The 23,268-nt window shown below is 33.2% G+C and carries 23 protein-coding genes; 9 read left to right on the forward strand and 14 right to left on the reverse strand.

Going from position 1 to position 23,268, the window contains the following annotated elements:
- From AA81_RS14185 to AA81_RS06730, 14 genes are all read right to left on the reverse strand, one after another.
- Nucleotides 1-208: 4'-phosphopantetheinyl transferase superfamily protein (locus AA81_RS14185; protein WP_169999652.1), on the reverse strand; the 208-nt coding region annotated here is incomplete at its 3' end.
- Entirely contained in the window at nucleotides 186-2,273 is a 2,088-nt protein-coding gene (pilM, locus tag AA81_RS06670; RefSeq protein WP_103898602.1) for a pilus assembly protein PilM, read from the reverse strand. The genes pilM and AA81_RS14185, both read right to left, overlap by 23 nt.
- Before the next feature lie 19 nt (nucleotides 2,274-2,292).
- Nucleotides 2,293-4,626, reverse strand: coding sequence for an endonuclease MutS2 (locus AA81_RS06675; protein WP_103898603.1), 2,334 nt, complete (start codon nucleotides 4,624-4,626; stop codon nucleotides 2,293-2,295).
- Nucleotides 4,620-5,141 (reverse strand): hypothetical protein, encoded by a 522-nt coding sequence (locus tag AA81_RS06680; protein ID WP_103898604.1) that lies wholly within the window; start codon nucleotides 5,139-5,141, stop codon nucleotides 4,620-4,622. Before AA81_RS06680 ends, AA81_RS06675 begins: the two co-directional genes overlap by 7 nt.
- Complete coding sequence (gene dxs, locus AA81_RS06685; RefSeq protein WP_103898605.1) at nucleotides 5,138-6,997, reverse strand: 1-deoxy-D-xylulose-5-phosphate synthase; 1,860 nt, start codon at nucleotides 6,995-6,997, stop codon at nucleotides 5,138-5,140. The genes AA81_RS06680 and dxs overlap by 4 nt, the downstream gene beginning before the upstream one ends.
- Nucleotides 6,998-7,061: 64 nt before the next feature.
- Nucleotides 7,062-7,517, reverse strand: coding sequence for a transcription antitermination factor NusB (gene nusB, locus AA81_RS06690; RefSeq protein ID WP_169999656.1), 456 nt, complete (start codon nucleotides 7,515-7,517; stop codon nucleotides 7,062-7,064).
- Nucleotides 7,489-7,926, reverse strand: coding sequence for an Asp23/Gls24 family envelope stress response protein (locus tag AA81_RS06695; protein WP_103898607.1), 438 nt, complete (start codon nucleotides 7,924-7,926; stop codon nucleotides 7,489-7,491). Before AA81_RS06695 ends, nusB begins: the two co-directional genes overlap by 29 nt.
- Nucleotides 7,927-7,980: 54 nt before the next feature.
- A complete protein-coding gene (mutS, locus tag AA81_RS06700; protein ID WP_103078179.1) occupies nucleotides 7,981-10,434 on the reverse strand; it encodes a DNA mismatch repair protein MutS in 2,454 nt (817 codons plus the stop codon).
- Nucleotides 10,435-10,620: 186 nt separating this feature from the next.
- Nucleotides 10,621-11,235, reverse strand: coding sequence for an ATP-dependent Clp endopeptidase proteolytic subunit ClpP (gene clpP, locus AA81_RS06705; RefSeq protein ID WP_103077568.1), 615 nt, complete (start codon nucleotides 11,233-11,235; stop codon nucleotides 10,621-10,623).
- Between the two features lie 3 nt (nucleotides 11,236-11,238).
- Nucleotides 11,239-11,544, reverse strand: a complete 306-nt coding sequence (locus AA81_RS06710) for an extracellular matrix/biofilm biosynthesis regulator RemA family protein (protein ID WP_103078180.1) — start codon at nucleotides 11,542-11,544, stop codon at nucleotides 11,239-11,241.
- Between the two features lie 80 nt (nucleotides 11,545-11,624).
- Complete coding sequence (locus tag AA81_RS06715) at nucleotides 11,625-11,897, reverse strand: hypothetical protein (RefSeq protein WP_103077570.1); 273 nt, start codon at nucleotides 11,895-11,897, stop codon at nucleotides 11,625-11,627.
- Between the two features lie 99 nt (nucleotides 11,898-11,996).
- On the reverse strand, nucleotides 11,997-13,400 hold the full coding sequence (gene xseA, locus AA81_RS06720) for an exodeoxyribonuclease VII large subunit (protein WP_103898608.1): 1,404 nt from the start codon (nucleotides 13,398-13,400) through the stop codon (nucleotides 11,997-11,999).
- Nucleotides 13,372-14,052 (reverse strand): 16S rRNA (cytidine(1402)-2'-O)-methyltransferase, encoded by a 681-nt coding sequence (rsmI, locus tag AA81_RS06725; protein ID WP_103898609.1) that lies wholly within the window; start codon nucleotides 14,050-14,052, stop codon nucleotides 13,372-13,374. The genes xseA and rsmI overlap by 29 nt, the downstream gene beginning before the upstream one ends.
- A 9-nt stretch (nucleotides 14,053-14,061) precedes the next feature.
- A complete protein-coding gene (locus AA81_RS06730) occupies nucleotides 14,062-14,604 on the reverse strand; it encodes a hypothetical protein (protein WP_103898610.1) in 543 nt (180 codons plus the stop codon).
- 543 nt (nucleotides 14,605-15,147) lie between these two features.
- Between AA81_RS06730 and acpP the strand changes: the two genes are divergently transcribed.
- The 9 genes from acpP (at nucleotide 15,148) to hisH (ending at nucleotide 23,224) form a co-directional block, all read left to right on the forward strand.
- Nucleotides 15,148-15,405, forward strand: a complete 258-nt coding sequence (gene acpP, locus AA81_RS06735) for an acyl carrier protein (protein WP_103066801.1) — start codon at nucleotides 15,148-15,150, stop codon at nucleotides 15,403-15,405.
- Nucleotides 15,406-15,492: 87 nt separating this feature from the next.
- Nucleotides 15,493-17,076: a CTP synthase gene (pyrG, locus tag AA81_RS06740; protein WP_103898611.1), complete on the forward strand. Its 1,584-nt coding sequence runs from the start codon at nucleotides 15,493-15,495 to the stop codon at nucleotides 17,074-17,076.
- A 15-nt stretch (nucleotides 17,077-17,091) separates the two neighbouring features.
- Nucleotides 17,092-18,537, forward strand: coding sequence for an alpha-amylase family glycosyl hydrolase (locus AA81_RS06745; protein WP_103898612.1), 1,446 nt, complete (start codon nucleotides 17,092-17,094; stop codon nucleotides 18,535-18,537).
- Between the two features lie 37 nt (nucleotides 18,538-18,574).
- On the forward strand, nucleotides 18,575-19,183 hold the full coding sequence (locus AA81_RS06750; protein ID WP_103898613.1) for a transglycosylase SLT domain-containing protein: 609 nt from the start codon (nucleotides 18,575-18,577) through the stop codon (nucleotides 19,181-19,183).
- 311 nt (nucleotides 19,184-19,494) lie between these two features.
- Nucleotides 19,495-20,280, forward strand: a complete 786-nt coding sequence (locus tag AA81_RS06755) for an ATP phosphoribosyltransferase regulatory subunit (RefSeq protein ID WP_103898614.1) — start codon at nucleotides 19,495-19,497, stop codon at nucleotides 20,278-20,280.
- A 5-nt stretch (nucleotides 20,281-20,285) separates the two neighbouring features.
- Nucleotides 20,286-20,909 (forward strand): ATP phosphoribosyltransferase, encoded by a 624-nt coding sequence (hisG, locus tag AA81_RS06760; protein ID WP_169999660.1) that lies wholly within the window; start codon nucleotides 20,286-20,288, stop codon nucleotides 20,907-20,909.
- Between the two features lie 52 nt (nucleotides 20,910-20,961).
- A complete protein-coding gene (gene hisD / locus AA81_RS06765; protein WP_103898616.1) occupies nucleotides 20,962-22,089 on the forward strand; it encodes a histidinol dehydrogenase in 1,128 nt (375 codons plus the stop codon).
- Nucleotides 22,086-22,622 carry an imidazoleglycerol-phosphate dehydratase HisB gene (hisB, locus tag AA81_RS06770; RefSeq protein ID WP_103898617.1) on the forward strand — a complete coding sequence of 179 codons (537 nt, stop codon included), beginning with the start codon at nucleotides 22,086-22,088 and terminating at the stop codon, nucleotides 22,620-22,622. The genes hisD and hisB overlap by 4 nt, the downstream gene beginning before the upstream one ends.
- An 11-nt stretch (nucleotides 22,623-22,633) precedes the next feature.
- Nucleotides 22,634-23,224 carry an imidazole glycerol phosphate synthase subunit HisH gene (gene hisH / locus AA81_RS06775; protein ID WP_103898618.1) on the forward strand — a complete coding sequence of 197 codons (591 nt, stop codon included), beginning with the start codon at nucleotides 22,634-22,636 and terminating at the stop codon, nucleotides 23,222-23,224.
- The last annotated feature ends 44 nt before the right edge of the window (nucleotides 23,225-23,268 follow it).

The raw sequence follows: 23,268 nt of genomic DNA on the forward strand, positions 1-23,268 counted from the left end.
CGGTAATTTGTGAGTAAGGAATAAACCTTTTGAAACATTTTATTAAAGATTCTTTTACTGCAAAACGACCCGCTGCATATTCTTTTTTTCTTTTTTGCCCTTTAAACGTATCGTATATTTCTTTTTCTTTTTGAGAGAGAATTTTTTGGACGTTTTTTTCGTTGATCCTGTCGACTTTTACGATGTCAACTCCTATTCCTCTGATCATTGATTAACAACCTCACATTCGCACCTGGTTCGATCTTTTGTAGAAAGCTTTCGACTTTTTGGTCATTTAAGTAAATTTCATAAGATTGAATTTCTTCCATGTTTATGGAAAGATGAGAAAATACATCTATTAATTGAACATCCTTTTTTACCTTTTTAATCGAGTAATTTGCTCCATTGCTCACTTCTTCTTCTATGTCAATTATTTTTCCATCATAGGATGCGATTATTTCTTCTTTGTTTAAATGAACCTCTTTCCCGTTTAAAAATACTTTCATCTTTTCGGTTTCGATATCCAAGAATTCTTTTATCTTAGGAAGCTTTACCGCCTTTGTTTTTAGAAGATCTCCATTTTTTATTTGATAATCTTTATCTAAGATTTCTTCGTCTTTCATGATAATCGTACCCACAGGGACTTCATATGGAAGGTTATTTATTGTGAAGAAAATTTTCTCGTTGTACTCTTTAAATACATCTTCTATTTTTGGAGGTGAAGTAAATATTTTATCTCCATCTTTGATCTCTTCTTCTAAGCTTTCTATTTTTTCACCATTTTTTATTACTACAGGATAAGTGGTTTTGGGTTCTCCATTTAAATAAAATTCAATGGGTTGAATCACGTCTTTCAATTTTAAATTGACAGGTTTTCCATTTTTAGGTTCTTCTATTTCAATGTGATCTCCTGGTTTAATGGGAGAATGTATATCCGCCGATACTCCGTTTACTGTTATTTTTGCCTTTTCGCCCATATTTCCCTTTTTTATCTGTAATTTTTCGTTCAGTTCGAAAGCTATCGCAGGGGAGGGCAGTCCAACCAATTTGTCTAGAGAATAACCTGATTGTAGTAACGCCTGTAAAACGTTCATGTCTTTACCTATGATTAACATATTTACATTTCTTCCGTTTATTTTAATGGTATTGAATACACTACCCTGTTTTTTCAGTGCGACATTTACTATACCTAAAGGGGTTATGTATTCACTACCTTCCATTCTTTTTGATTCAAAAATGATATTCTCCAAGTTTTTGGTAGTTTTTAAAGATACCCTTTCTTTGGAAAGTCCAAGTTTGCCGGCTAATTTTTCGGTGAAAGTTGGTACTTTTCCTCCACCACCTACTACCATCACAGCAACAGGAGGTTTCCCATTTAGATTTAATATTTCTTTAGCTATTTTATCCGTTATGGTGTCTATAACAGGGGTTATTATGTTAATTACTTCTTCTTTTCTTACAATTTGTGGATTATCCAGAATATCGTTGTATGTAATTTCATCGCTTTGAGATAATTGCCTTTTTATCTTTTCAGCAGTTTTGAAATCCACCAATAGTTGTTGAGAGATAGTGTCTGTTATCTCATCTCCAGCTAAAGGTACCATTCCATAGCCTGTTATTACCCCTTTATTTGATATGGATATGTCGCTTGTTCCTGCTCCTACATCCACCATCGCAACATTCAGGCTTCTCAAGTCCTCAGGCACAACTAAACTTGTTGCGGCTATCGGTTCCAATGTGACATGGATTGGTTTTAATCCAACTTTATCCAATACAGACATCATAGCTTCTACAACATTTTTTGGTAGATAAGCTGCCAAAACTTTTACTTTTGCTTGATTACCTCTTTGCCCTTCTAGATGTTTAATCCATTGATTATCAAGACTGTAGTATAATATGGAGTATCCTACACAGTACATTTCTTGGGAGTAGTTTAATTTTTCTGTAGACGCTTTGACGGCTTCGAGTTCCATCTTTTTGATTGTTTCACTGTCTAAATAACCATGAGTTGAAATATCAAGGCTGTATGAGCCAATTGAAGAGATAAGAAACCTACCAGCTATAGCGATGGCAACTTCGGAAAGATTGATGGAACTTTCCTCCTCCAGTGTTTTCTTTATTTTGAATACACCTTTTGCAACCTTGTTGACATCATGAATTTGTCCGTCAAGCATCGCTCTATTTTCGTGCTCAACTTCTGCAAAATGCTTGATTATTATATTTTCTGTTTCTTCATCATATTCTGCCAATGTCCCTACAAGAGTCCTTGTACCTATATCAAGTCCAAAGAGCATTTCCATTTCCCCCCATTATTTAAACTTCTATTACCGTCGCCCCTGTTCCCCCTTCTTCACTTCGAGCGATTTTGAAATCTTTGATTAGAGATGATTTTCTTAAATAATCCCAAATTCCCGTAGCTAGTTTCCCCGTTCCTTTTCCGTGTATTATCCTTCCCTCTTTTATTCCAGAACTTATTAAATCGGAAATAAATTTTTCTATTTCTGGTATAGCTTCATTTACTGAATAACCTCTAATATCTAATTCAGGGTTCATATTTTTCTTTTGATCTATTTTAACGTGAATCCTTTTCTCGTCATTTTTATCATTATCTGTGTTAACTATTGGTTCGATTTCCGTTGGATTATAAGTTATCTCTATCGGAGAACCATCAATCTGAACGGTTATCTTCGAGTTTGTAATCCTTTTTACTGTCCCTTCAATATTATTAGAGGTTTTTACTTTCATTCCAACTTTTATCTTAGACTTTTCGATTTTTCGCCCTTTTTGATTTTGAGATAACGCTTTTCTCATCTCTTCAAGTTGTGAAGCCATATTTTCAGATTCTTTTAGTTTTTTGCTGATTTCTTGTAAATCGATTTGATCTTTTTTTTGCTTAATTTCTTTTAATATGGTTTGAATCTGGTTTCTCATATTTTTTATCTGTTCTTTAAGTTGATACAACTCGGGTTCGAGACTTTCTATTTCTTTTTTCTTTAGTTTTTGTAGTTTTTCTTCGTACTCTTTTTTCATTTTATCGGTCTCTTTTTCTTTCTTCTTGATCCTTTCTAAACTTTCTTCGTATTCATTGTGAATAGAAGTTAATTTACTGAGTATTTTTTCACTTTGTGAAAATTCTTCATTGAGATTTATTTTACTTTCTTCTATTATTTGAGGGTCAATCCCCAATCTTTCTGCTATTTCAATGGCATGGGATGCTCCAGGTACGCCTACCATTAGTTTGTATGTAGGTTTAAGTGTTTCAATATCAAAAGACATAGAAGCGGCGAGTAGTTTTTCTTCTTCCAAAGAAAATGTTTTAATCTCAGACAGATGTGAAGTAGCAAATATTATTGGCCCTTTCATTAGCAGATATTTCAAAATAGCTTTGCTTAAGGCAGCTCCTTCAATAGGATCGGTTCCTGTTCCTAATTCATCTATCAATACAAGAGATTTTTCATTAACGTTTTCAAGTATATTTTTTAAGTTCAACAAATGGGCAGAAAAAGTACTTAGATTTTGAGATATATCTTGTTGGTCACCTATATCCGTGTATATTTCTTCTATAAAAGGTACTTCAGCCTTTAAAGCTAAGACTGGTAAACCAGAATGAGCCATAAAAAAGGCTAATCCAATTGATTTCAAAGAAACCGTTTTACCACCTGTGTTGGGACCCGTTATTATCATTCCGTTTCTATCCAGTTCTACATCTATGGGGACTATTTTTTCTTTTGGTATTAATGGATGTTTTAGTTCTTTGAGAAGTATCTTTTTATTTGCATGGGGTTGAGTGAATACTGCATTCATATCTTTGGCGTATCTTGCTTTCGCTATATTGCCGTCTATATATTCTATTATTTCTATATTTTTTTCTATTTTAAATTTGTTTTTTTGAAGTTCAAAGGTCAAATTTGAAAGTATCCTATTGATTTCGTTCTTCTCTTGTGAGAATAAATCTGTAAGCTTTTCATTTAGTTCTATAATGGTATCTGGTTCTACGAACAAAGTAGCACCGGAATCGGATCTTCCTACGGTAATACCCTTTATGACATTTCTATTTTCACTCTTTAACGCTATGCATAATCTTCCGTTTCTTTCCACAGGCTGGTCTAAAGAAAGGTATTTAATATACTTACTTTTTATCTTGTTGAATTCTATATTTAATTGACGTTTTACCGTGTCTATGCCGTTCCTTATTCTTTTTAATTCGATTGAGGCGTTATCTTTAATTTCTCCTTCAGGAGTAAAAACTTTAAAGATCTGATCTTTTAACTCAAGTAGAGGTTTGTACTCTGATAACTTTTCAGTGAGTAAATCATTTATACCGCTGTAATGTTTGTGGATGGCATAACCGTCTTCCAAAAACTCTCCAATCTTTCTGAATTCTCTCCCTTCAACACTTTCTTTGTTGCCGATCTTTTCCATTATCGAAGGGATATAACTTAAACCATACAAATCCTTTAATGTACCTTTAATCGCCATATCAAAAAAAACTCGAGAAATGTTCACTTCTCGGTCTAATTCTGTTAGATCTTTGTACATTTTTACATTTTTTAAAAAGTACCCTTTCCCATAATCGGTATGACTATAGGTTGAAATTAAATTTAATATTTTTTCGATTTCCAAATCCTTGTAGGTTTTTTCTAAAATTTAAAACTCACTCCCAACGAGATTGGTAGATAATTAACGGTCAGGCTTTCTTCTTCGTAGTATCGGGTCTCGTAACCAACAGACAGAGATAAATTGTTGTAGCTGATACCTCCATTAATAAGTATTTCCGTTTTAAAGGTTTTAAAATAATCTTCCGTGTGTACGCCTCCGAAGGCGGTTACCAAAAAATCTAAATTGCCAATTATATTGGTTGTATATTTCATATTCAAACCGAGAGAAATTCCAACATCTTCTACACTTTCCAAACTATCTAATAAATTGTAATTGTAGAAAAATCCCAAATAGGGGCCATAAGAAATTTCTTCACCATCTTCGGTTGGAATTAAAAAAGAAATCCTTCCCCCAGTGTAATCTAAACTCTGTTGAGTGTTTGTATCGCCTGTTGAATTAAGAGTGTAGGAATAGGAAGGGGTTATTAATAACTCAAAAGCATACGTGACAGTAGTTATGATAAAGAATATGGAAAGTACTAAAAAAAGTTTATTTTTTATCATTTTTTAATCTCCCTTTTTTTAGATGATTGTGTTTTAACGCCACCGATAATTTTTTCAAAGTTTTCTTTTATTGCTTTTATAGAAAGACCGCATTCGTCTAATTGTTCTTCTCTTGTTGCATGAGAAACAAACTCGTCTTTCACACCAAACGAGTAAATTTTCTTATTTCTCAGTTTGAATATCTCTTCGTTGAAACCACCTTTCAAACTTCCCTCTTCATAAACAAAAATGTATTCAGCCCTTTGTTCTAATATTTCCAAAAAGTATTCATTTAAAGGTTTGACGCTTCGTACCCCAATTATATTAACGTCATAACCTTTGAGTGCTTCATAAACATTTTGAGAGATAGTTCCAACGGCAAGAATATATATTCCAGAATCAGCCATTTTTAGATACTTCCATTCACCATCTACTATTTGAAGATTGTCGAGTATATTCTTTATTTCTATCGTTTCCCCGTCTCTTGGAAATCTAATAAATCTAGGTTTCTTCAAACCTTTTATCACAGAAGTATAAATCATATTAGCTAAATCTTGGGCGTTCAACGGGGTCCAGATTTCAACATTTGGAATTAACCTCGTATATGCTATATCAAAAACCCCATGATGAGTTGGACCATCTTCTCCAACCAAACCAGCTCTATCTAACAAAAACAAAACAGGTATCTTTTGTAAGGCTACATCATGAATAAGTGAGTCAAATGCTCTTTGCATGAAAGTCGAGTAAATATCAACAACCGGCAAAACTCCCCCTAAAGATAGAGCAGACGCCGTAGTGACTATACTTGGTTCCGTGATACCCATATCAATGACTTTGTCAGGACATATTTCTTGAAGGATATTTAAGCCAGTTCCATCGGCCATGGCTCCCGTAAATGCTAAAAATTCATAATCTTTTAAGTGGGATAACGTATGTCCAACAATTTTACTGTAAGAAACCTTGTTCGGTTCCTTTTTTGATACGCCATGATATTTGGTAGGAGATTTTTCAGTTTCTTCGAAACCTTTACCTTTGGTAGTGACAACATGCAGTATTACAGACTTCTCATCATAATCTTTAATGAATCCCAAAAACTCTTCCATTTTTTTGATATCATGTCCATCGACAGGTCCATAATATTTGATTCCTAACTCTTCAAATAGTGAAGCTGGGGTATCATAAATAGAGAATTTTAAAGCGTTTCTCACTTTCTTTAAAACTGATTCTACATCCTTACCTAAGGAAGAATCTTCTAAAGAACTCTTTAAAATTTCTTTTGCTTGGGTATATTCTCTTTTTATTCTAAAATTATTCAACAATTGGGAAATCGTTCCTACATTTTTCGAAATAGCCATGTTGTTATCGTTTAGAACTATTTTAACTTTTGCATCTTGATAGCTCAACTGATTTAACGATTCAAGAGACATTCCAGAACCTAAGGCTCCATCTCCAATAACAGCAACTATATTTCTTTTCCTATTTTTTATTTTATCAGATAGTGCATAACCTAGGGAAGCTGCTATAGAGGTCCCTGCATGCCCGGCACCGAATCTATCAGCTTGTGATTCGTAGATATTTGTGTATCCACTTAATCCACCTTTTTCACGTATGGTTTTGAAATCTTTCCAACGACCCGTCAAAAGTTTATGTACATAAGATTGATGACTGGTATCCCAAATAATAACGTCTTCTATGGGGTCAAATATCCTGTACAATGCGATTGTTAATTCCACAACACCTAAATTCGAAGCAAGATGACCATTGTTGTTGTATACAACGTTGAAAATATACTTTCGAATTTCTTGAGCTATTTCTTCTAATTCCTTGTAACTCATATTCTTAAGTGCTTTATACAGAGGAGTATTTAGTGATGACATACATTCCGTATAGATTTTTAGTTACTCAAAATCTATACTTCCCCCCCTTTCAATTTTTGTGACTCTACATAATCGATGCTTGCGAACGTGCGATCTTATCCATAATACCGTTAACAAAAGCGGCGGCTTTTTGTGTCGCATAAGTTTTGGTTAACTCCGTTGATTCATTTAATATTACTTTGACGGGTATATCTTTTTTGTTTATTAACTCATAGATAAAGATCCTCATCACAGTTTTTTCGATGTTTCCTATTCTTTCTATGGGCCAATCTTTTGAGTATTTTTTAATTAACTCATCATACTCATTTCTATTTTTATAAATATTTTCAATGTATTGTTTAGCTTCCAAGTAATAACTTTCTTCCAAATGCGCTTTTTCGTTTAATTTTTCAAAAGTGAATAATATATTGTCTAACTTAACATCCTTTATTGATAGTTGGAAAAGACTTTCAAAAATTAGCTTTCTCATCATCCTTTTTTTTGATATGTTTTCATTCATTCTTGTCCTTTTGCTCTTCATCCTCCTTTTCTTCACTTTCAAGGGGTTCTTCATTTTCTAAGGGTTCTTCTTCTATTTCTTCGTATTCTTCTTCCAACTCTTCGGGTTTTACAAGATTTTCAATGGACACGTCAATGTTTGATATATAGACCTCTGCAATTCTTTCAAGATCGTCTTTAACGGCTTTTTGAATATTTTTAGAAAATTCAACGATGTTTTCACCGTATTTAGCAGGTACCTTTAACGAAACACTAACACTGGAATCATCATTAATTATAATCTTGATACTCTTTTGCAATTCTTTTTGAATTTTCTCGTTATAGACCTTTTGTTCTTTCAGATAACCTTCTACACTTTTGTAAACTAAATCTTTTAACACATTTTCTGAAATGCTTATTTCTCCGAAATCATTTTCTTCGTTCAAAGGCATTGTTTTTCCCTCCTTAGGATTAATATTTTACCTATTTTGTAATTATATCATAAATTAAAACATTTTTAACTGATTTTCATGTGATTCATATTTTTTCTTATTAATATTTTTAATTCTCTTCAATCTGCTTTCCAAGTCAACTCTATTTGACAATTGAGTTAGTATTTCTTTTGATCTTTCAATTATTTCTAGGGGAAATCCTGCCAATCTTGCTATCTCTATACCGTAACTGTTGTCACTGGTGCCATCTTCAATTTTGTGTAAAAATATAACCCCATCCATAGTTTCTACAACTTTTATTCTTTTTGCAGCAACTTCTTCGTATATATGCGACATATAAGTTAACTCGGTATAATGGGTAGCAAAGATTGTATTGCATCTTTTAACTTGAAATAAATATTCTGAGATTGCCCATGCAACAGAAATCCCATCTAACGTACTCGTCCCTCTCCCAACTTCATCAAGGAGCACAAGACTGTTATCCGTTGCTTTATTCAATATAGTTGAAACCTCTAGCATCTCAACTAAAAAGGTTGATTTTCCGCTAACGATATCGTCCCTCGCTCCGATTCTTGTAAATATACCGTCATAAATTGGGATTTCAGCCTTTTCAGCGGGCACAAAGCAACCAATTTGTGCCATCACACTTATAAGCCCTATTTGCCTTATAAAAGTCGATTTTCCACTCATATTAGGGCCTGTCAAGATTATATAAAATTTGTCTTCGCTTAAATTTAAGTCGTTAGGAGTAAACTCATCAACAAATCTTTCCACCACCGGATGTCTTGCGTTGATTATCTTTATTTCTTTGGAATTTTGCACAAAAGTTGGTCTTTTGTAATTGTAAACTCTACTAACCTCTGCGAAAGATCTAAAAACATCCAATTCAGCGATCTTATTGGAAAGTTTTTCTATTTTATCTACATATTGACTTAGATGTGTTAATACCTTATCGTAAATATCTTTTTCAATAACCTTTATTTTTTCTTCTGATAAAGCTAAGCGCTGTTCAACTTCTTCTAATTCTTTTATTGTGTACCTTTCCGTATTAACTAACGTTTGTTTCCTTACGTAATTATCGGGAACTTTAGAGGATTGCGCTTTTGAAACTTCTATATAGAAACCATAGATCTTATTCCTTCCAACTTTCAAACTGCTAATCTTAGTTTTTTCTTTCTCCCTCTTTTCAATACCTTTCAAAACGTTATCTAAGTTATTAAATATGTTTCTGTATTCATCTAACTCTTCTGAAACACCTTCTTTAATTACTTTTCCGCTACCAGGAGCAAGAGATGGTTCTTCGATAATGGTATTTTCGATAAAATTTTTAACTTCTTTAAGTAAATCTATACCATCAAAAAAATCAGACAATCCTGGATTTGAAGTTAAAGATTCGATTATATAGGGAATAACTTCCAAAGAATCCTTTAAGGCTATAAGGTCTTTTGGGGTTGCCTTCATCAAAGAAATCCTGGAAGAGATCCTTTCGAGATCTTTTACAGATGACAAATATTCTTTTAGTTCTTCTAATAAAAGAGGATCTTCAACTAAATGTTCGACTTTGTTTAACCTTTCTTCTATATTTTCTTTATCGGTGAGAGGAGTAAGGATGAACTCTCTTAATTTTCTATTCCCCATACTGGTTTTTGTGAATTTTAGAATATCGTAAAGAGTTTTCCCTTTGTTTGAATTTGTAGGAAGAATTCCAAGATTTTCTATAGTGTTGGAATCTAAAAACATGTAGTTTTTCGTCTTAAATCGTTTCGGAAGTTTCATGTGTTTAATCTTTGAAAATTGTGTGACTTCTAAGTACTTTAAAACAGCATCAGCTACTTTTAATTCTCCATCATCGTAATCCAAATGATCAAAACTTAAAACTTCGTACGTTTCTTTCAAATGGTCTTTAAAATTGTTTGAAAAATACCATTCGTCCAATATTTCTACATAAATCTCATTGGTTGAGTTTTTTATCTTTTTTGATAATGGTTCAAGTTCTTTAGATAGCAAAATCTGTACCAACCCAAATGAAGAGATAAAGTCTAATAGTTCATCCTCTTTGAAATCAAATGTGTCTAAATAGAAGTCACCGGTTGAAAAATCAAAAATAGCTATTTTATACAAATTCCCATGGTTGGTGATCAAGGCGGTAAATCTGTTACTTTCTTCCAACATACCTTCATCTATGATGGTACCAGGTGTCAGTATTCTAGTTACTTTTCTATCAACTATACCTTTTGAGCTTTGAGGATCCTCCATTTGTTCACATATAGCTACTTTATACCCAGCATCTAAAAGCCTTTTTAAATAGTTGTTCAAGGCATGGTATGGAATTCCTGCCATAGGATGACCATTTCTTTTCGTTAAGACAATTTGCAATATTTCACTGACTTTTTTAGCATCTTCAAAAAAGGTTTCATAAAAATCTCCGAGTCTAAAAAGTAAAATAGAGTCTTTATATTCTTCCTTTATTTTTAGATATTGCTTTATCATCGGAGTTAAATCACTCATAATTGACCCTCCTCATATTCTTTGAGGCCTTGTTACTTTTTTAAAATCTAAATCTTGTTTTTCAAATTGGTTTATTGCTAATATAAAAGCTTTTTTTAATCAAAAGAAGGACGCATTGTTTCTGGCGCCCTCTTTTGATTTGAAATATTGATAAAATTTGGTTGATGTTATTCAGTCATTGTTTCATTATTTTTTGTTGTTTTCTTTAGTGGCTTCACTCTTCGTTGTTATTACTTTATCTATAAGACCATAGTTTAAAGCTTCTTGCGCGTTCATAAAAAAGTCTCTCTCGGTATCTTTTTCTATTTTTTCTAAAGATTGTCCAGTATGTTTACTAAGTATGTTGTTTAGGTCATCTTTTAATCTTAAAATTTCTCTAGCGTGGATTTGTATATCCATCGCTGTTCCTTCGGCGCCACCCCATGGTTGATGTATCATTATTCTTGAATAAGGTAAAGAATACCTTTTACCTTTTGTCCCAGCGGCCAACAAAACAGCTCCCATAGAAGCAGCCTGACCTATACATATAGTTGAAATATCCGGTTTAACATACTGCATTGTATCGTATATGCCTAATCCTGCGGTTACAGAACCTCCAGGAGAGTTTATGTATAAAAAAATATCTTTGTCTGGATCTTGAGATTCTAAAAAGAGTAACTGGGCAACTATTAGATTAGCTACATCATCGTTTATCGGTGTTCCTAAAAAAACTATTCTATCTTTCAACAATCTAGAATAGATATCATAAGCCCTTTCGTATCTTCCTTCAGTTTCTATAACTACCGGCATAGGTATTGCCATAATTTATCGCCTTCCTTTCTTGATCTTTTCTATAATTTTTTTGGCTTCGAGTGTAGATAACACTATTTGACCACTATCCATATAAATAATTGATTTGACCGCTTTGCCATATGAAGCGTCAATCAAACTGACTGAAGCACTTAATGGAGGTGGCAAATTTTCTAACTCGTTTTCATCTCCAAATTGAGTAACTACATCTATTCCTTGATAGATCTTTTTTATTCTACCAAATTGAACAAAAGAATCGGGCACCACAGAATGAATCCTCTCCGTAGGCACAAAAACACCTTTTCCAACCGCTATAAACATTATTATCCATCGTCCTCTTTTAAATGTTCTTTACTGCTATTATTATACACAATAAATATTATTTTTTGATTAAATTAACATTAATCGATACCAGCCGACTCGCTTAATTGACTCTTTATTTTTTCGTATTTTTCATCAATTTGTGCTTTTTCTTCCTTTAAATTGACTAATTTTTCTCTTGCGTAGGTAAGTATATCTAACGCTTTTTTGTAAATTTCAAGGGCATTTTCAACGTCCAATTCGTCTTGTTTTTCATTTTGAAAGTAATCGTTGATACGTTCCAAGAGTTCTAATTGTTCTTTGAAACTTAAGTTTTTAATTTCTTCTTCACTGAGTTTAATTATTTCTTCCATCCTTCTTTATTCACCTCTTTCATTGAATTTCTTCTTGCTTTTAGAAACTTTAACCATGTTTAGCGCCCCTGCGCCCCGCAGCCCGCCCATCTAAAGTTATCACCATTTTTGAATCTTTTCGATGCTCGAATCTGCTTCCCCATCTTTAAATATTAATTTAACCTCATCTTTTCTTTGTAATTTTTCAACACTATCAATGATCTCTTCACCTTTTTTTACCAAAACTCCGTTATTTAAAAAAGCAGCAAAAGGACTCGACTTAGTAAGTTCTTGAAAAGTACTAAATAAAATTCTTTCTGATATTTCGAACTTACTTTTCAACTCAGAAATAATTTCATTCGTTGTACTTATTATATCCTGATTGTAAGTTTTGATGCTATATTCTATAAACCTTTGAATAGAGACTAATTTGTTTAGAGAGATTGATTTTTCACTACTTTCAATCATTTGGTTGATCTTTCTATTAATGCTAAGTTGATCCTCGTCCAAAGTTCTGAACAAATTTATTAATTCTCTACCGAGGTAATATTTAATATTGTTAATTGTATTGAAAGAAAGTAAGTTCTCCATCTGGGAATAAATATTGGTAAAAGAATAGGTTATATTTTTTTCTAAATTCTCTAAAGTATCCGTGAAATAGTTAATTTGATTGACTATATCTCTCGATACTTCCGTTGGTGTTGAATAGTTTTTCCAACTAACAAAATCAGGGATAGTAGAATCTTGTTCGTGACCTATTCCTGTAAGAACAGGGATCTTTCGGCTAAACTTTGCTATAAGGGAACCAAGTTCAAAATCATCAAAATACATCAGGTCGCTTTTTGAACCGCCCCCTCTGATTATCACAACTACATTATAATCAATACCCGATTTTAAAATGGCGAACAGAGCTTTTTTGATCCCAGGTACCGTTTCTGCTCCCTGCATAGGAGCAGGATATAAATGTACAATAGGAATGAACCTAGAATGATTAATGTTTTTTTGAAAATCCCCAAAACCTGCAGCGGTTGGTGAAGTAATAACGGCTATCTTTTTTATTGGATCAAGTTCTATTAGTTCATGTTCCACTTTTCTTAGAAGATTGCTCTTTTCCAACTTTTCCAATATTTCTTTTTTCTTCTTTTCTATTTCAGAAGCGCCTAAAGGTATTATTGATGAACCAGATACTACATACTTAGCTTCTCTTTTCCAAAAGTTAACAATGCCCTGAAACTTCCACCTTTTATTGAGAAGTTCTCTTTCGTTATCAACACTACAATGTTCAAATACATATGGAACAGTAGATTGACTGAAAATTATAGTTATAGAATAATTTGAACTTCTCACTCTTTGAGAAAGTTCAATGTAGAGGTCCCCTCTTTTACTGTATTTTGCATGAGTGACATCTCCGATAACCTCGATTTCTTGCCTGTAAAGAGGAGAACTGGTGAATATACTGTTCAAATATTCTATCAACTCTTGTATGCTTTCAAACTTAAATTCTTCTTGCTGGGGAAATAACAACGGTCAGCTCTCCTTTCACTTGATCTTTGGACTCAAAAAATTTAATCCCTTCAGAAATTTTCCCTTTAAAAAATTCTTGGTAAAGCTTCGTAATCTCTCTCGCAACAAACACTTCTATCTCTCCAAAATTATCCAAAATCTCTTGTAAGGTCTTTATTATTCTATTTGGAGATTCAAAAAAAACTATTGGATATTTGAACTCTTTTATCTCTCTCAAAAGTCTTCTCAATTTTTTATCTCGAGGTAAAAAACCTAAGAATAAAAACTTGGAAGCAGGGAATCCACTTACAGCTAAAGCAGAAGTCAATGCAGAAGGGCCTGGCACCAGGTCTATTTTAATACTATTTTCCCAACACCTTTGTACCAAGTTAAAGCCAGGGTCCGCCAAAACAGGCATCCCCGCATCTGACACTAAGGCTGTTATATTATGACTTTCGATCAAAGATAGAACTGTGTCCATAATCTTTTCTGAGTTTGTCTCGTTGAAAGTGAATAACTCCTTTTTTCCAAGTTCAAAATGGTTTATCAATTTCAAGGTAACCCTCTTGTCCTCGGTGAGTATCAAGTCAGCTTCTTTCAACGTTTTTAAGGCTCTTAACGTAATATCTTCAAAATTACCTATGGGTGTGCCAACTAGAATTAATTTCCCCATTTTGATTTTTCACATCCTGACAAGTTTGTTTATGTCGCATTCATGTTCCCCTGCAAAGTCGGAATTGTTGTATCCATCTAAATAAGTTAAGTCTTTCAATTTCCAGAAAATGTCGCCTAAAAAATCCATCAAGAACTTCGTTAAATCAACCTTCTTTTCCTTTTCTTCTATTTCTAGAAGATACATAATCTTCGAAAATTCCTTTTTGTATCTTATACAATTATCAGGGTTCAACAACTCGTCTACTACTATTTCCGGGTCTTTATTTAAAAGATATCTTTTTTTCATTACCATCCTTTGACTTTTTAAATTATCAAAGTCGATTTCTTTTTCGTTTAGAAAGTCTTCTTCCTCTTCTCTTAATCCCTTTGTTATTTCCTTTTTAAAATTTGAAGTCCACACTTTTTCTCCCTTTTTAATCTCTAACCGCGTTCTCAAACCATTTTTATCGTACCATTGAAGTATAAGCCATTCATCAAAGGCAAGTGAGACTAACTTTTTAAATAGATATATATCAGGAATTCTATACTTTCTCTCATTCTCATATTTCAATGCAATCTCCTCTTTACTTAACTTGTAATTATATATATAATTATACCATATAACGCCATTTTCTTTTAAAATACTATCTTTGGAAACCCTGAAACCTTCTTTAATCCATATTTCCAGAATTAAAAAATTTTTAAAATACCTCCATCATTCTAAGTTGCATACATTCTGATTTAGCTCCCCTTCGCCCAAACGTTAAGGGATAAACCCCTTAAGATCCCCAAGTTCAAAATCATAGTTTATTATGAAAAAGCTTTTTGCACAACTCAGCAAAAGTGCTCCGCCCTGTAACCCTTTTAAAATCAGAATCTTATTTTTGAAAATCTTTTTATTTCTAAAGTGTTTATTTTGAAAAACAGATTAGATCATAATAAATATCCGTAAAAATATTGGTTAGCTCATAAAAAAGAGAAATTTCATAAATATTTTACTTTTATGAAAATAAGAAACTTGACAAAACCAAAATAACTCATTATAATTGACACGAATTTTATCAATGACCAACGTTCGGAAAATGATAAATAATGGCTAAGGAGGTAAACAAATATGACAAAGGATGAGTTGTTCGAAAAAGTAAAAGAAATAATCGTAGATACATTGAGTGTCGACGAGGACGAAGTTACATTGGATGCCTCATTTACCGATGATTTAGATGCGGATTCTTTAGAGTTAGTGGATTTAACCATGGCTTTTGAATCCGAATTCGGGGTAACAATAGAGGATGAAGAGTTAGAAAAAATCAAAACCGTTGAAACTGCGGTTAATTTATTAACTGAAAAATTGAACATTGACGATGAGGATTGATTCAATCATAAAAAGAGGGGAGCTTTCGCTCCCCCTTGTTTTTTAAAATATGGTAATTTTTTCTTAAAAAAGAGGTGAAATAAAATAATGGCTGAAAAATACATTATAGTAACCGGAGGAGTACTCAGCGGTATAGGTAAAGGAGTTGTTTCTGCTTCAATAGGAAGACTTTTAAAAGAGCTGGGATTAACCGTCAATTCATTGAAAATAGATCCTTATCTGAATGTAGATGCTGGAACTATGAACCCCAACCAACATGGAGAAGTTTTTGTAACAGAAGATGGCTACGAAGCGGATCTTGATTTAGGCCATTACGAGAGATTTTTGGGGATAGAAATGAAGAGTTTCAACAATATGACAGCAGGCCAAGTGTATAAATATGTTATCGAAAAAGAAAGAGAAGGAAAGTATTTAGGAGCTACCGTTCAGATGGTGCCTCACGTTACTGAAAGGGTAAAAGAAAGGATCGAAGAGATAGACACTGAAGTCTTGCTCATTGAAATAGGGGGTACTGTTGGCGATATTGAAGGTGAAATATTTTTAGAGGCTGTAAGAGAGCTATCCTTTGAAAAAGGTCGAGAAAATTTTATGTTCATACACGTAACTTTTGTTCCTTATTTACATGTTACCAACGAGTTTAAAACTAAGCCAACTCAGCAATCCGTTCAACTTTTAAGAAGAATAGGAATCCAACCAGATATGCTTTTGGTAAGAACGGAAAAAGAGATAGACCTTTCCAGCCTTGAAAAAGTAGCTTTGTTCGGAGGCGTTCCTTTAGACTATGTTGTAAACCTTCCGGATTTAGCAAACGTTTATGAAGTTCCTCAAATTCTTTATGAAAAGAATATTCATTCGCTTATTTCAAGTAAATTGAATTTGGAAATATCAAAAGAAGTTGAAGAATTGAGCTGGAAATGTCCTAAAACATTTAAAAACTTAAAAATTGCTATGATTTGCAAGTATTTAGGTACCGATGATGCCTACAAGAGTATAATGGAAAGTGTTTTTTTAAGTGGTGCAAAAAGGCCTGATCTAATCAACTCTGAAGAGCTAGAAGAAATGAGCGAAGAGGAAATCAAAATACTTTTAAGTAAATATGAAGGTATAATTATCCCAGGCGGCTTTGGAGCAAGAGGAACAGAAGGAAAAATAAAAGCTATAAAGTATGCTCGTGAAAATAATGTTCCTCTTCTTGGGATTTGTCTGGGTATGCAACTAATGGTCATTGAGTATGCCAGAAATGTTTTCGGCTACAAAGAAGCTAATTCTACAGAATTCGACGAAAATACTCCTTATCCTGTTATCGATTTGATGGAAGAACAAAAAAAGATGTTGAATTTGGGTGGTACCATGAGACTAGGCGCTCAAAATATTGAAATACTTCCAAACACGAAACTTCACGAAATTTATGGAGGAAAAAATTCTGTCTTTGAAAGGCATAGACACCGTTATGAAGTCAATTACAAAGAGTTCGACAACATGTTTGAAAAAGGGAAAAATACTCCTAATAAACTTTCTATTTCCGCCATGACAGATTTCGTTGAAGCCATTGAACTGAGTTCTCATCCTTTTTATATTGGTATTCAATACCATCCGGAATTTAAAACAAAAGTTGGAGATCCGCATCCTATCTTTAAAGCATTTATTGAAGCGATTGAACAAAATAAGTGAAAAGGGGGAAAACAAATGACTTTTTATGAATTGTATTTACGTTCTTTTTATGATTCAAATGGTGACGGCCTAGGAGATTTACAGGGATTAAAACAAAAATTGGATTACCTGTGTGATTTGGGAATAGATCATGTCTGGCTGCTACCAATTATGAAATCTCCGGCCTTTCACGGTTATACAGTCTCCAATTTTTTCGAGGTTAATCCTGTTTATGGGGATCTAAAAAATTTAAGAGAGACATTACAGGAAGGACACAAAAAAGGTATCAAATTTATCCTTGATCTTCCTATTAATCACGTTGCAGTTACATCAGAATGGTTTCAACGCGCACTTAAGGGAGAAGAACCGTACAAAAATTGGTTTATTTGGGCCAACGAGAAGGCTGATTTACAAGAAAAAAGACATTGGGACGAAAGTAAAATCTGGCAAAAGATAGGTGACAGATATTTTTATGGCATTTTCGGTCCTGCCTCGCCTGACCTTAATTTTGAAAGCAAAGAATTATGGGACGAGATAAAAAGAATTTTTAAATTCTGGTTAGACAATGGTTTTGATGGTTTTAGATTGGATGCCGCAAAACATATTTTTGATTTTGACATTGAAAAGATGAGGTTCCATTACCAACATGAAAAAAATATCGAATTCTGGAAAGAGATGGTTAGCTATATAAAATCCATAAAAAACGATGCCTTAGTTATAAGTGAGGTATGGGATGCACCGGAAATAGTAAGAAAGTACGAAGGAATATTCGATATAGGCTTTAACTTCCCACTTGCGGAGGATCTAAAGATGACATTAAAAAATGAGTCACCTCAGGAACTTGTAGAAACATTGAAAAAATGTATGACGGAATACCTCCCCGACGGTGAAGTTCTATCTATTTCAGGTAATTTTTTAACTAATCACGATATGACAAGAATTCTGTCTGACTTAAAGGATGAAAAGAAAGTGAAGTTGGGCTTTTCAATTCTTTACACACTTCCTGGCATTCCTTTTATCTATTATGGTGAGGAAACTGGAATGAAAGGTATTCCGCAAGATGTTAATTTTACAGAAGACAGTCAAGAACCATTTCACTGGTATGAAAATGGTTTTGGGCCTGGTCAAACAGAATGGAAAGGCTATAAATTCAACCCTCCATATTCAGGTGAATCTGTCGAAGAACAGATAAACCAAAAAAATTCCATTTTAAACACCATAAAAGATTTGATTCGATTTAGGAAGTCTAACCCCTGGATCGATGATGCACGAATTGAGATTTTGAATTTTGACCAAAATATGGTAAAATTAAGGTGTTATAGTCAATTAAATGAATTTATAGCTTATTATAACCTAAAATCTTCCAAATGCTCCGTTTTGCTTGAAAATGGAGAAGAAATATTGTCTATTGGAAACAACGAAACTGCCCAAGGTTATGTTGAACTTTCACCTTACGGTGTTTATGTAATGAAGAAAAGTTGAAGGGATTGTGGGGGTTCATTAGAGAGGTGATACAAAAATGCATAAAAAAAGATATTCAGTTATTTTAATACTATTAACATTTTCACTGACCATGTTCTCTATATCCCCTTATGTAAACGTTAACAGTCAAGATGATGTCAAAGAAGAAATAACGATCAAAACAGTTTTATTCGATTTTATTTCTTCACAATACAAACTCGCAGTTGGAAAGGATATGCCGCAAGACAGATTGCACTTGCTTGTTTCATCTATTATGGAGGCCTCAAAAATCTTTGAAATATCTCCGTTGATGATCGCGGCAATAATAGACACAGAAACAAATTTCAAAAATATTATTGGTCCTTACGGAGAAGTGGGTTATATGCAGATCAGGCCAACAACTGCACAGTTTGTAGTAAACAAATATTCTGAACTTTTTGAAAGCTTGAACTATATTGAAACAAATTTAGATTGGATCGAAGATAGGCTTTTAGTAGATCCAAGGTACAACATACTAGTTGGTACAGCCTATTTGAAGTATTTGATGGAGACTCATGGTGATACTTACAAAGCCATAGGTTGGTACAATGGTGGTGGAAATGATTATTACGCGAATAAAGTAGTTTATAAAATAAACAGGATTGCCATTAAATATCCAGTTATTTAAGAAAACTATTTGTTTTTTATTCAGAAAAGTCTTAGTCGTTTGACATTGTTGCAAAAATATGATAAAATTTTGTTAGTTAATTTAATTATACGTAATAAACGGGGTAAATATTATGTCTAATTTTAAGACGAACATCGACTCAACAACACTGTTAAATTTAAATATTCATCATCATACATGGCGTGGCCGAGTTAACACATGCCATGTATGTTGTTGTATATAAATCACTTCATACAAGGCTAAAAGTAACCGGTCACGATCAATCGTGACCGGTTATTTTATTTTTAAAATATAAACGAAAGGGGTTTAAAATGAAAAAAGATATCTTTGCAGAATCTCAGAAATTATCAAATATTGTAAGCAAAATCAGAAGTGTACTAATTAAACACGATTTTTACGAGCTGTTTCCCCCATCCATAACAAAGTATTCTGAAAATTTAATAAAGGGACTAAAATTTGCAGATGGGAAAAATTTTTACCTTTTGAAACCCGATGTGACTTCTTGGTTGATCGATATGGATAAAGTAGAAGAAAAAGAAAAAGTCTTTTACATTTCGGAAGTTTTAGATGAAAATTTATCCAATGTTTGGCAGTTCGGATTTGAAATATTAAATGGGGAAGAAATCCAAATCGAAGAAGAAATTCTGCGTTTAACCATCGAAATTCTTTCACTCTTGGGTATAAAAAACTTTTTTATAGATGTAAGTTCAATAAGAAGTTGGGAGCGGATTTTAAACACAGTCCCACAATACAGAAACCAAATTTTAAGGGCTGTTGAACTAAGAAATTTTGAGATTATTGAAACACTTCCATTGGATGAAGAAATAAAAGTATCCATAGCCACTCTTTTCAATTACAGAGGAAAAGAAACAAATATTCCAAAACTAAATACCATAATTAAGAACCTTAATGATCCAAGATTATATATAGATCTTGGAACAATTAAATACATGAAGTACTATGAAGACATTGTATTTGAAATATATTCACCAGATAATGGTTACCTTTTAGGCAACGGTGGTCAATACAAGATAAACGGCAAATATTCGTGTGGAATGGCTTTAAATTTGGATATTATAGGGGAGATGATGAAATGACAACAATATCAACCGCATTGCCATCAGGAAGATTACTGAAAGACAGTAAAGACTTTCTAAAAAGGATAGGTATTAATGTTAAAGAACCTGATAATAGGGAACTTATATCATATGAAAATGGTTATACCTTTTATTTTCCAAGAGCTTTTGATGTACCTGTATACGTAGAAAATGGTGTAGATATTGGGATATGTGGAAGTGATGTTGCCCTTGAAAGGAGCAACGAAGTTTATATACCATTAGAATTACCTTTTGGTAAATGTAGAATGAGTATCATTTTACCCGAAAACAGAGAAACTTCTTTTCAAGAGATGGAAGGATACAAAATAGCAACCAAATACCCCGAAATTACAAAAAATTTCTTTTCTGAAAAAGGTTTAAAAGTGAAGATACTCAAATTAAACGGAGCGGTAGAATTGGCTGCAAAAACCGATATAGCCGACGCCATAGTAGATATTGTTGATACGGGAAATACCATAAAAGCAAACAATTTAAAAGAGGCATATAAGATCATGGATATCTCCGCAGTACTCTTGGTAAACAGAATAACCCAAAAGACGAAGTTCGATTTTATAAACGATTTAATAAATAAAGCAAAGAAATATAAAAACGAGGAAAATGTGAATTAAAAAAATTTCATAGTTTTAAAAACAGTATAAAAATCAAGGGAGGGAAAAAATAATGGAATTACAGAGCTATGTTTCACAGATATTGGAGGACATAAAAAACAACGGAATGCCTGCAGTAAAAAAGTATTCAAAACAATTCGATAATTACGATGGAGATATAAAATTAAAAGTTGAAGAATGGGATATCGGCGAAGAAATTCCAACGCAAGATAAAGAAGTAATAGAAAGAACGATTCAAAGATTGGAGAATTACCATCTAAAACAAAAAACAGAGGATATTTTATATTCCAATGAATACAACTCAACTTATGGACTGATTAATAGACCAATAAACAGGATAGGTATCTATGTTCCAGGTGGTAAACCTCTACCTTCGAGTTTATTGATGGTCGCTATTCCAGCCAAAATTGCAGGTGTAAAAGAAATGTTAATCACTTCCTCTCCAAAAGATGGAGTAATAAACCCTTACATCATCTATATAGCAAAAAAGTTGGGAATAAAAGAAGTTTACAAAATCGGTGGAATTCAAGCTATTGCTGCTATGACATACGGCATCGGTATGAAGAAAGTAGATAAAATATTTGGTCCTGGAAATCAATATGTGAATGAAGCAAAACGACAGGTGTTTGGAGAAGTTGGAATAGACAGTTTGGCAGGGCCATCAGAAATCTGTGTGATAGCAGATGAGACAGCAAAACCAGAATACATTCTAAACGATTTACTCTCCCAACTTGAACATGGTTATGAATCTAGATCTTTCTTGGTCACTACTTCTAAAGAATTATATGAATTTTGCGAAAGAAAGGGGATAGAGAGATATCTTTTCAAAAGTATGGAAGATTGTGCAAATAAAACTAATGAAATAGCACCCGAACATTTAGAAATAATGACAAAAGATCCTGAATCAGTACTACCTCTAATACAAAATGCGGGAGCTATTTATTTAGGAGATTACACACCTGTACCCGCGGCGGATTATTTCTTGGGAGTTAACCATGTACTGCCAACGGGTGGTGCAGCGCGTTTCTCCTCCGTGTTGAACCTATCAGATTTTACAAAGAAAATATCCATCGCAAAAGTAAGTAAAGAAGAGCTATTAAAAGAGAGATACTTAGGCATAAGAATGGCTGAAATCGAAGGTATGTACCAACACAAAAAGTCTATGGAGGTGAGGAAATGAGAAGAAAAACTAACGAAACGGACATAGAAATCAATTACTCTACGGAATTATTTGTTGATACTGGGGATCTTGTTCTAAACCATTTATTAAAAACCCTGTTTTACTACATGGAAAAAAATGTAATCATCAAGGCAAAGTTCGATCTAAGTCACCATTTATGGGAAGATATGGGAATAACTATTGGCCAATTTTTAAGAAATGAAGTGGAAGGTAAAAACATAAAAAGGTTCGGAACCTCCATCTTACCAATGGACGATGCCCTTATACTCGTTTCTGTTGATATTTCAAGATCCTATGCAAACATAGATATCAACATCAAAGATACTGAAAAAGGTTTTGAATTAGGTAACTTCAAAGAATTAATTATGGGGTTATCAAGGTATTTACAATCAACTATCCATATAAAGCAAATAAATGGTGAAAACGCTCATCATATAATTGAAGCTTCTTTCAAAGCCCTGGGTAACGCTTTAAAAACCGCCCTCGAAGTAAGCGAGAAACATGAAAGTACAAACAAGGTTTACAAATTATAGAGGTGGTATATATGCAGAAAATAGTCATATTAAATGGAGGGGTCGGTAACTTTTCGAATGTCCAAAAAGCTGTCGGAGGCATTATTAGCAATGAAATAAATGACATAAGAACCGCGGATAAAATCATACTACCCGGGGTAGGTTCTTTCGGAATAGTTTCAAACAATATATTTCCTCTAAAAGATTATATCTTGGAACACATCGACAAAAACAAACCTTTTTTAGGTATCTGTTTAGGGATGCAACTGTTATTTGAAAGTAGCGAGGAAGATGAAGGCAAAGGACTTTCTTACTTACCAGGTAAAGTGGTTAAGTTTAAAAGCATGAAAGTACCTCACATAGGTTGGAACAGTGTTGAATTTACAAAAGATTCTCTGATTTTTCGAGGTATAGAAAATGGAAGCTTCTTCTATTTTGTACATTCTTATTACGTTACAACGGAAGAAAAATACATAATTTCATACACAGAATATGAAAGCAGAGGAAAAATTTGTAGATTCGCATCAAGTGTACAAAAAGAAAACGTATTCGGAGTACAGTTCCACCCTGAAAAATCAGGAGAAAAAGGAATTGAATTATTAGAAAATTTTAAAAAAGTATAATGAGGTGAAACTCTATTATAAAAATAATACCCGCAATAGACTTA

Source organism: Petrotoga halophila DSM 16923, from assembly GCF_002924615.1.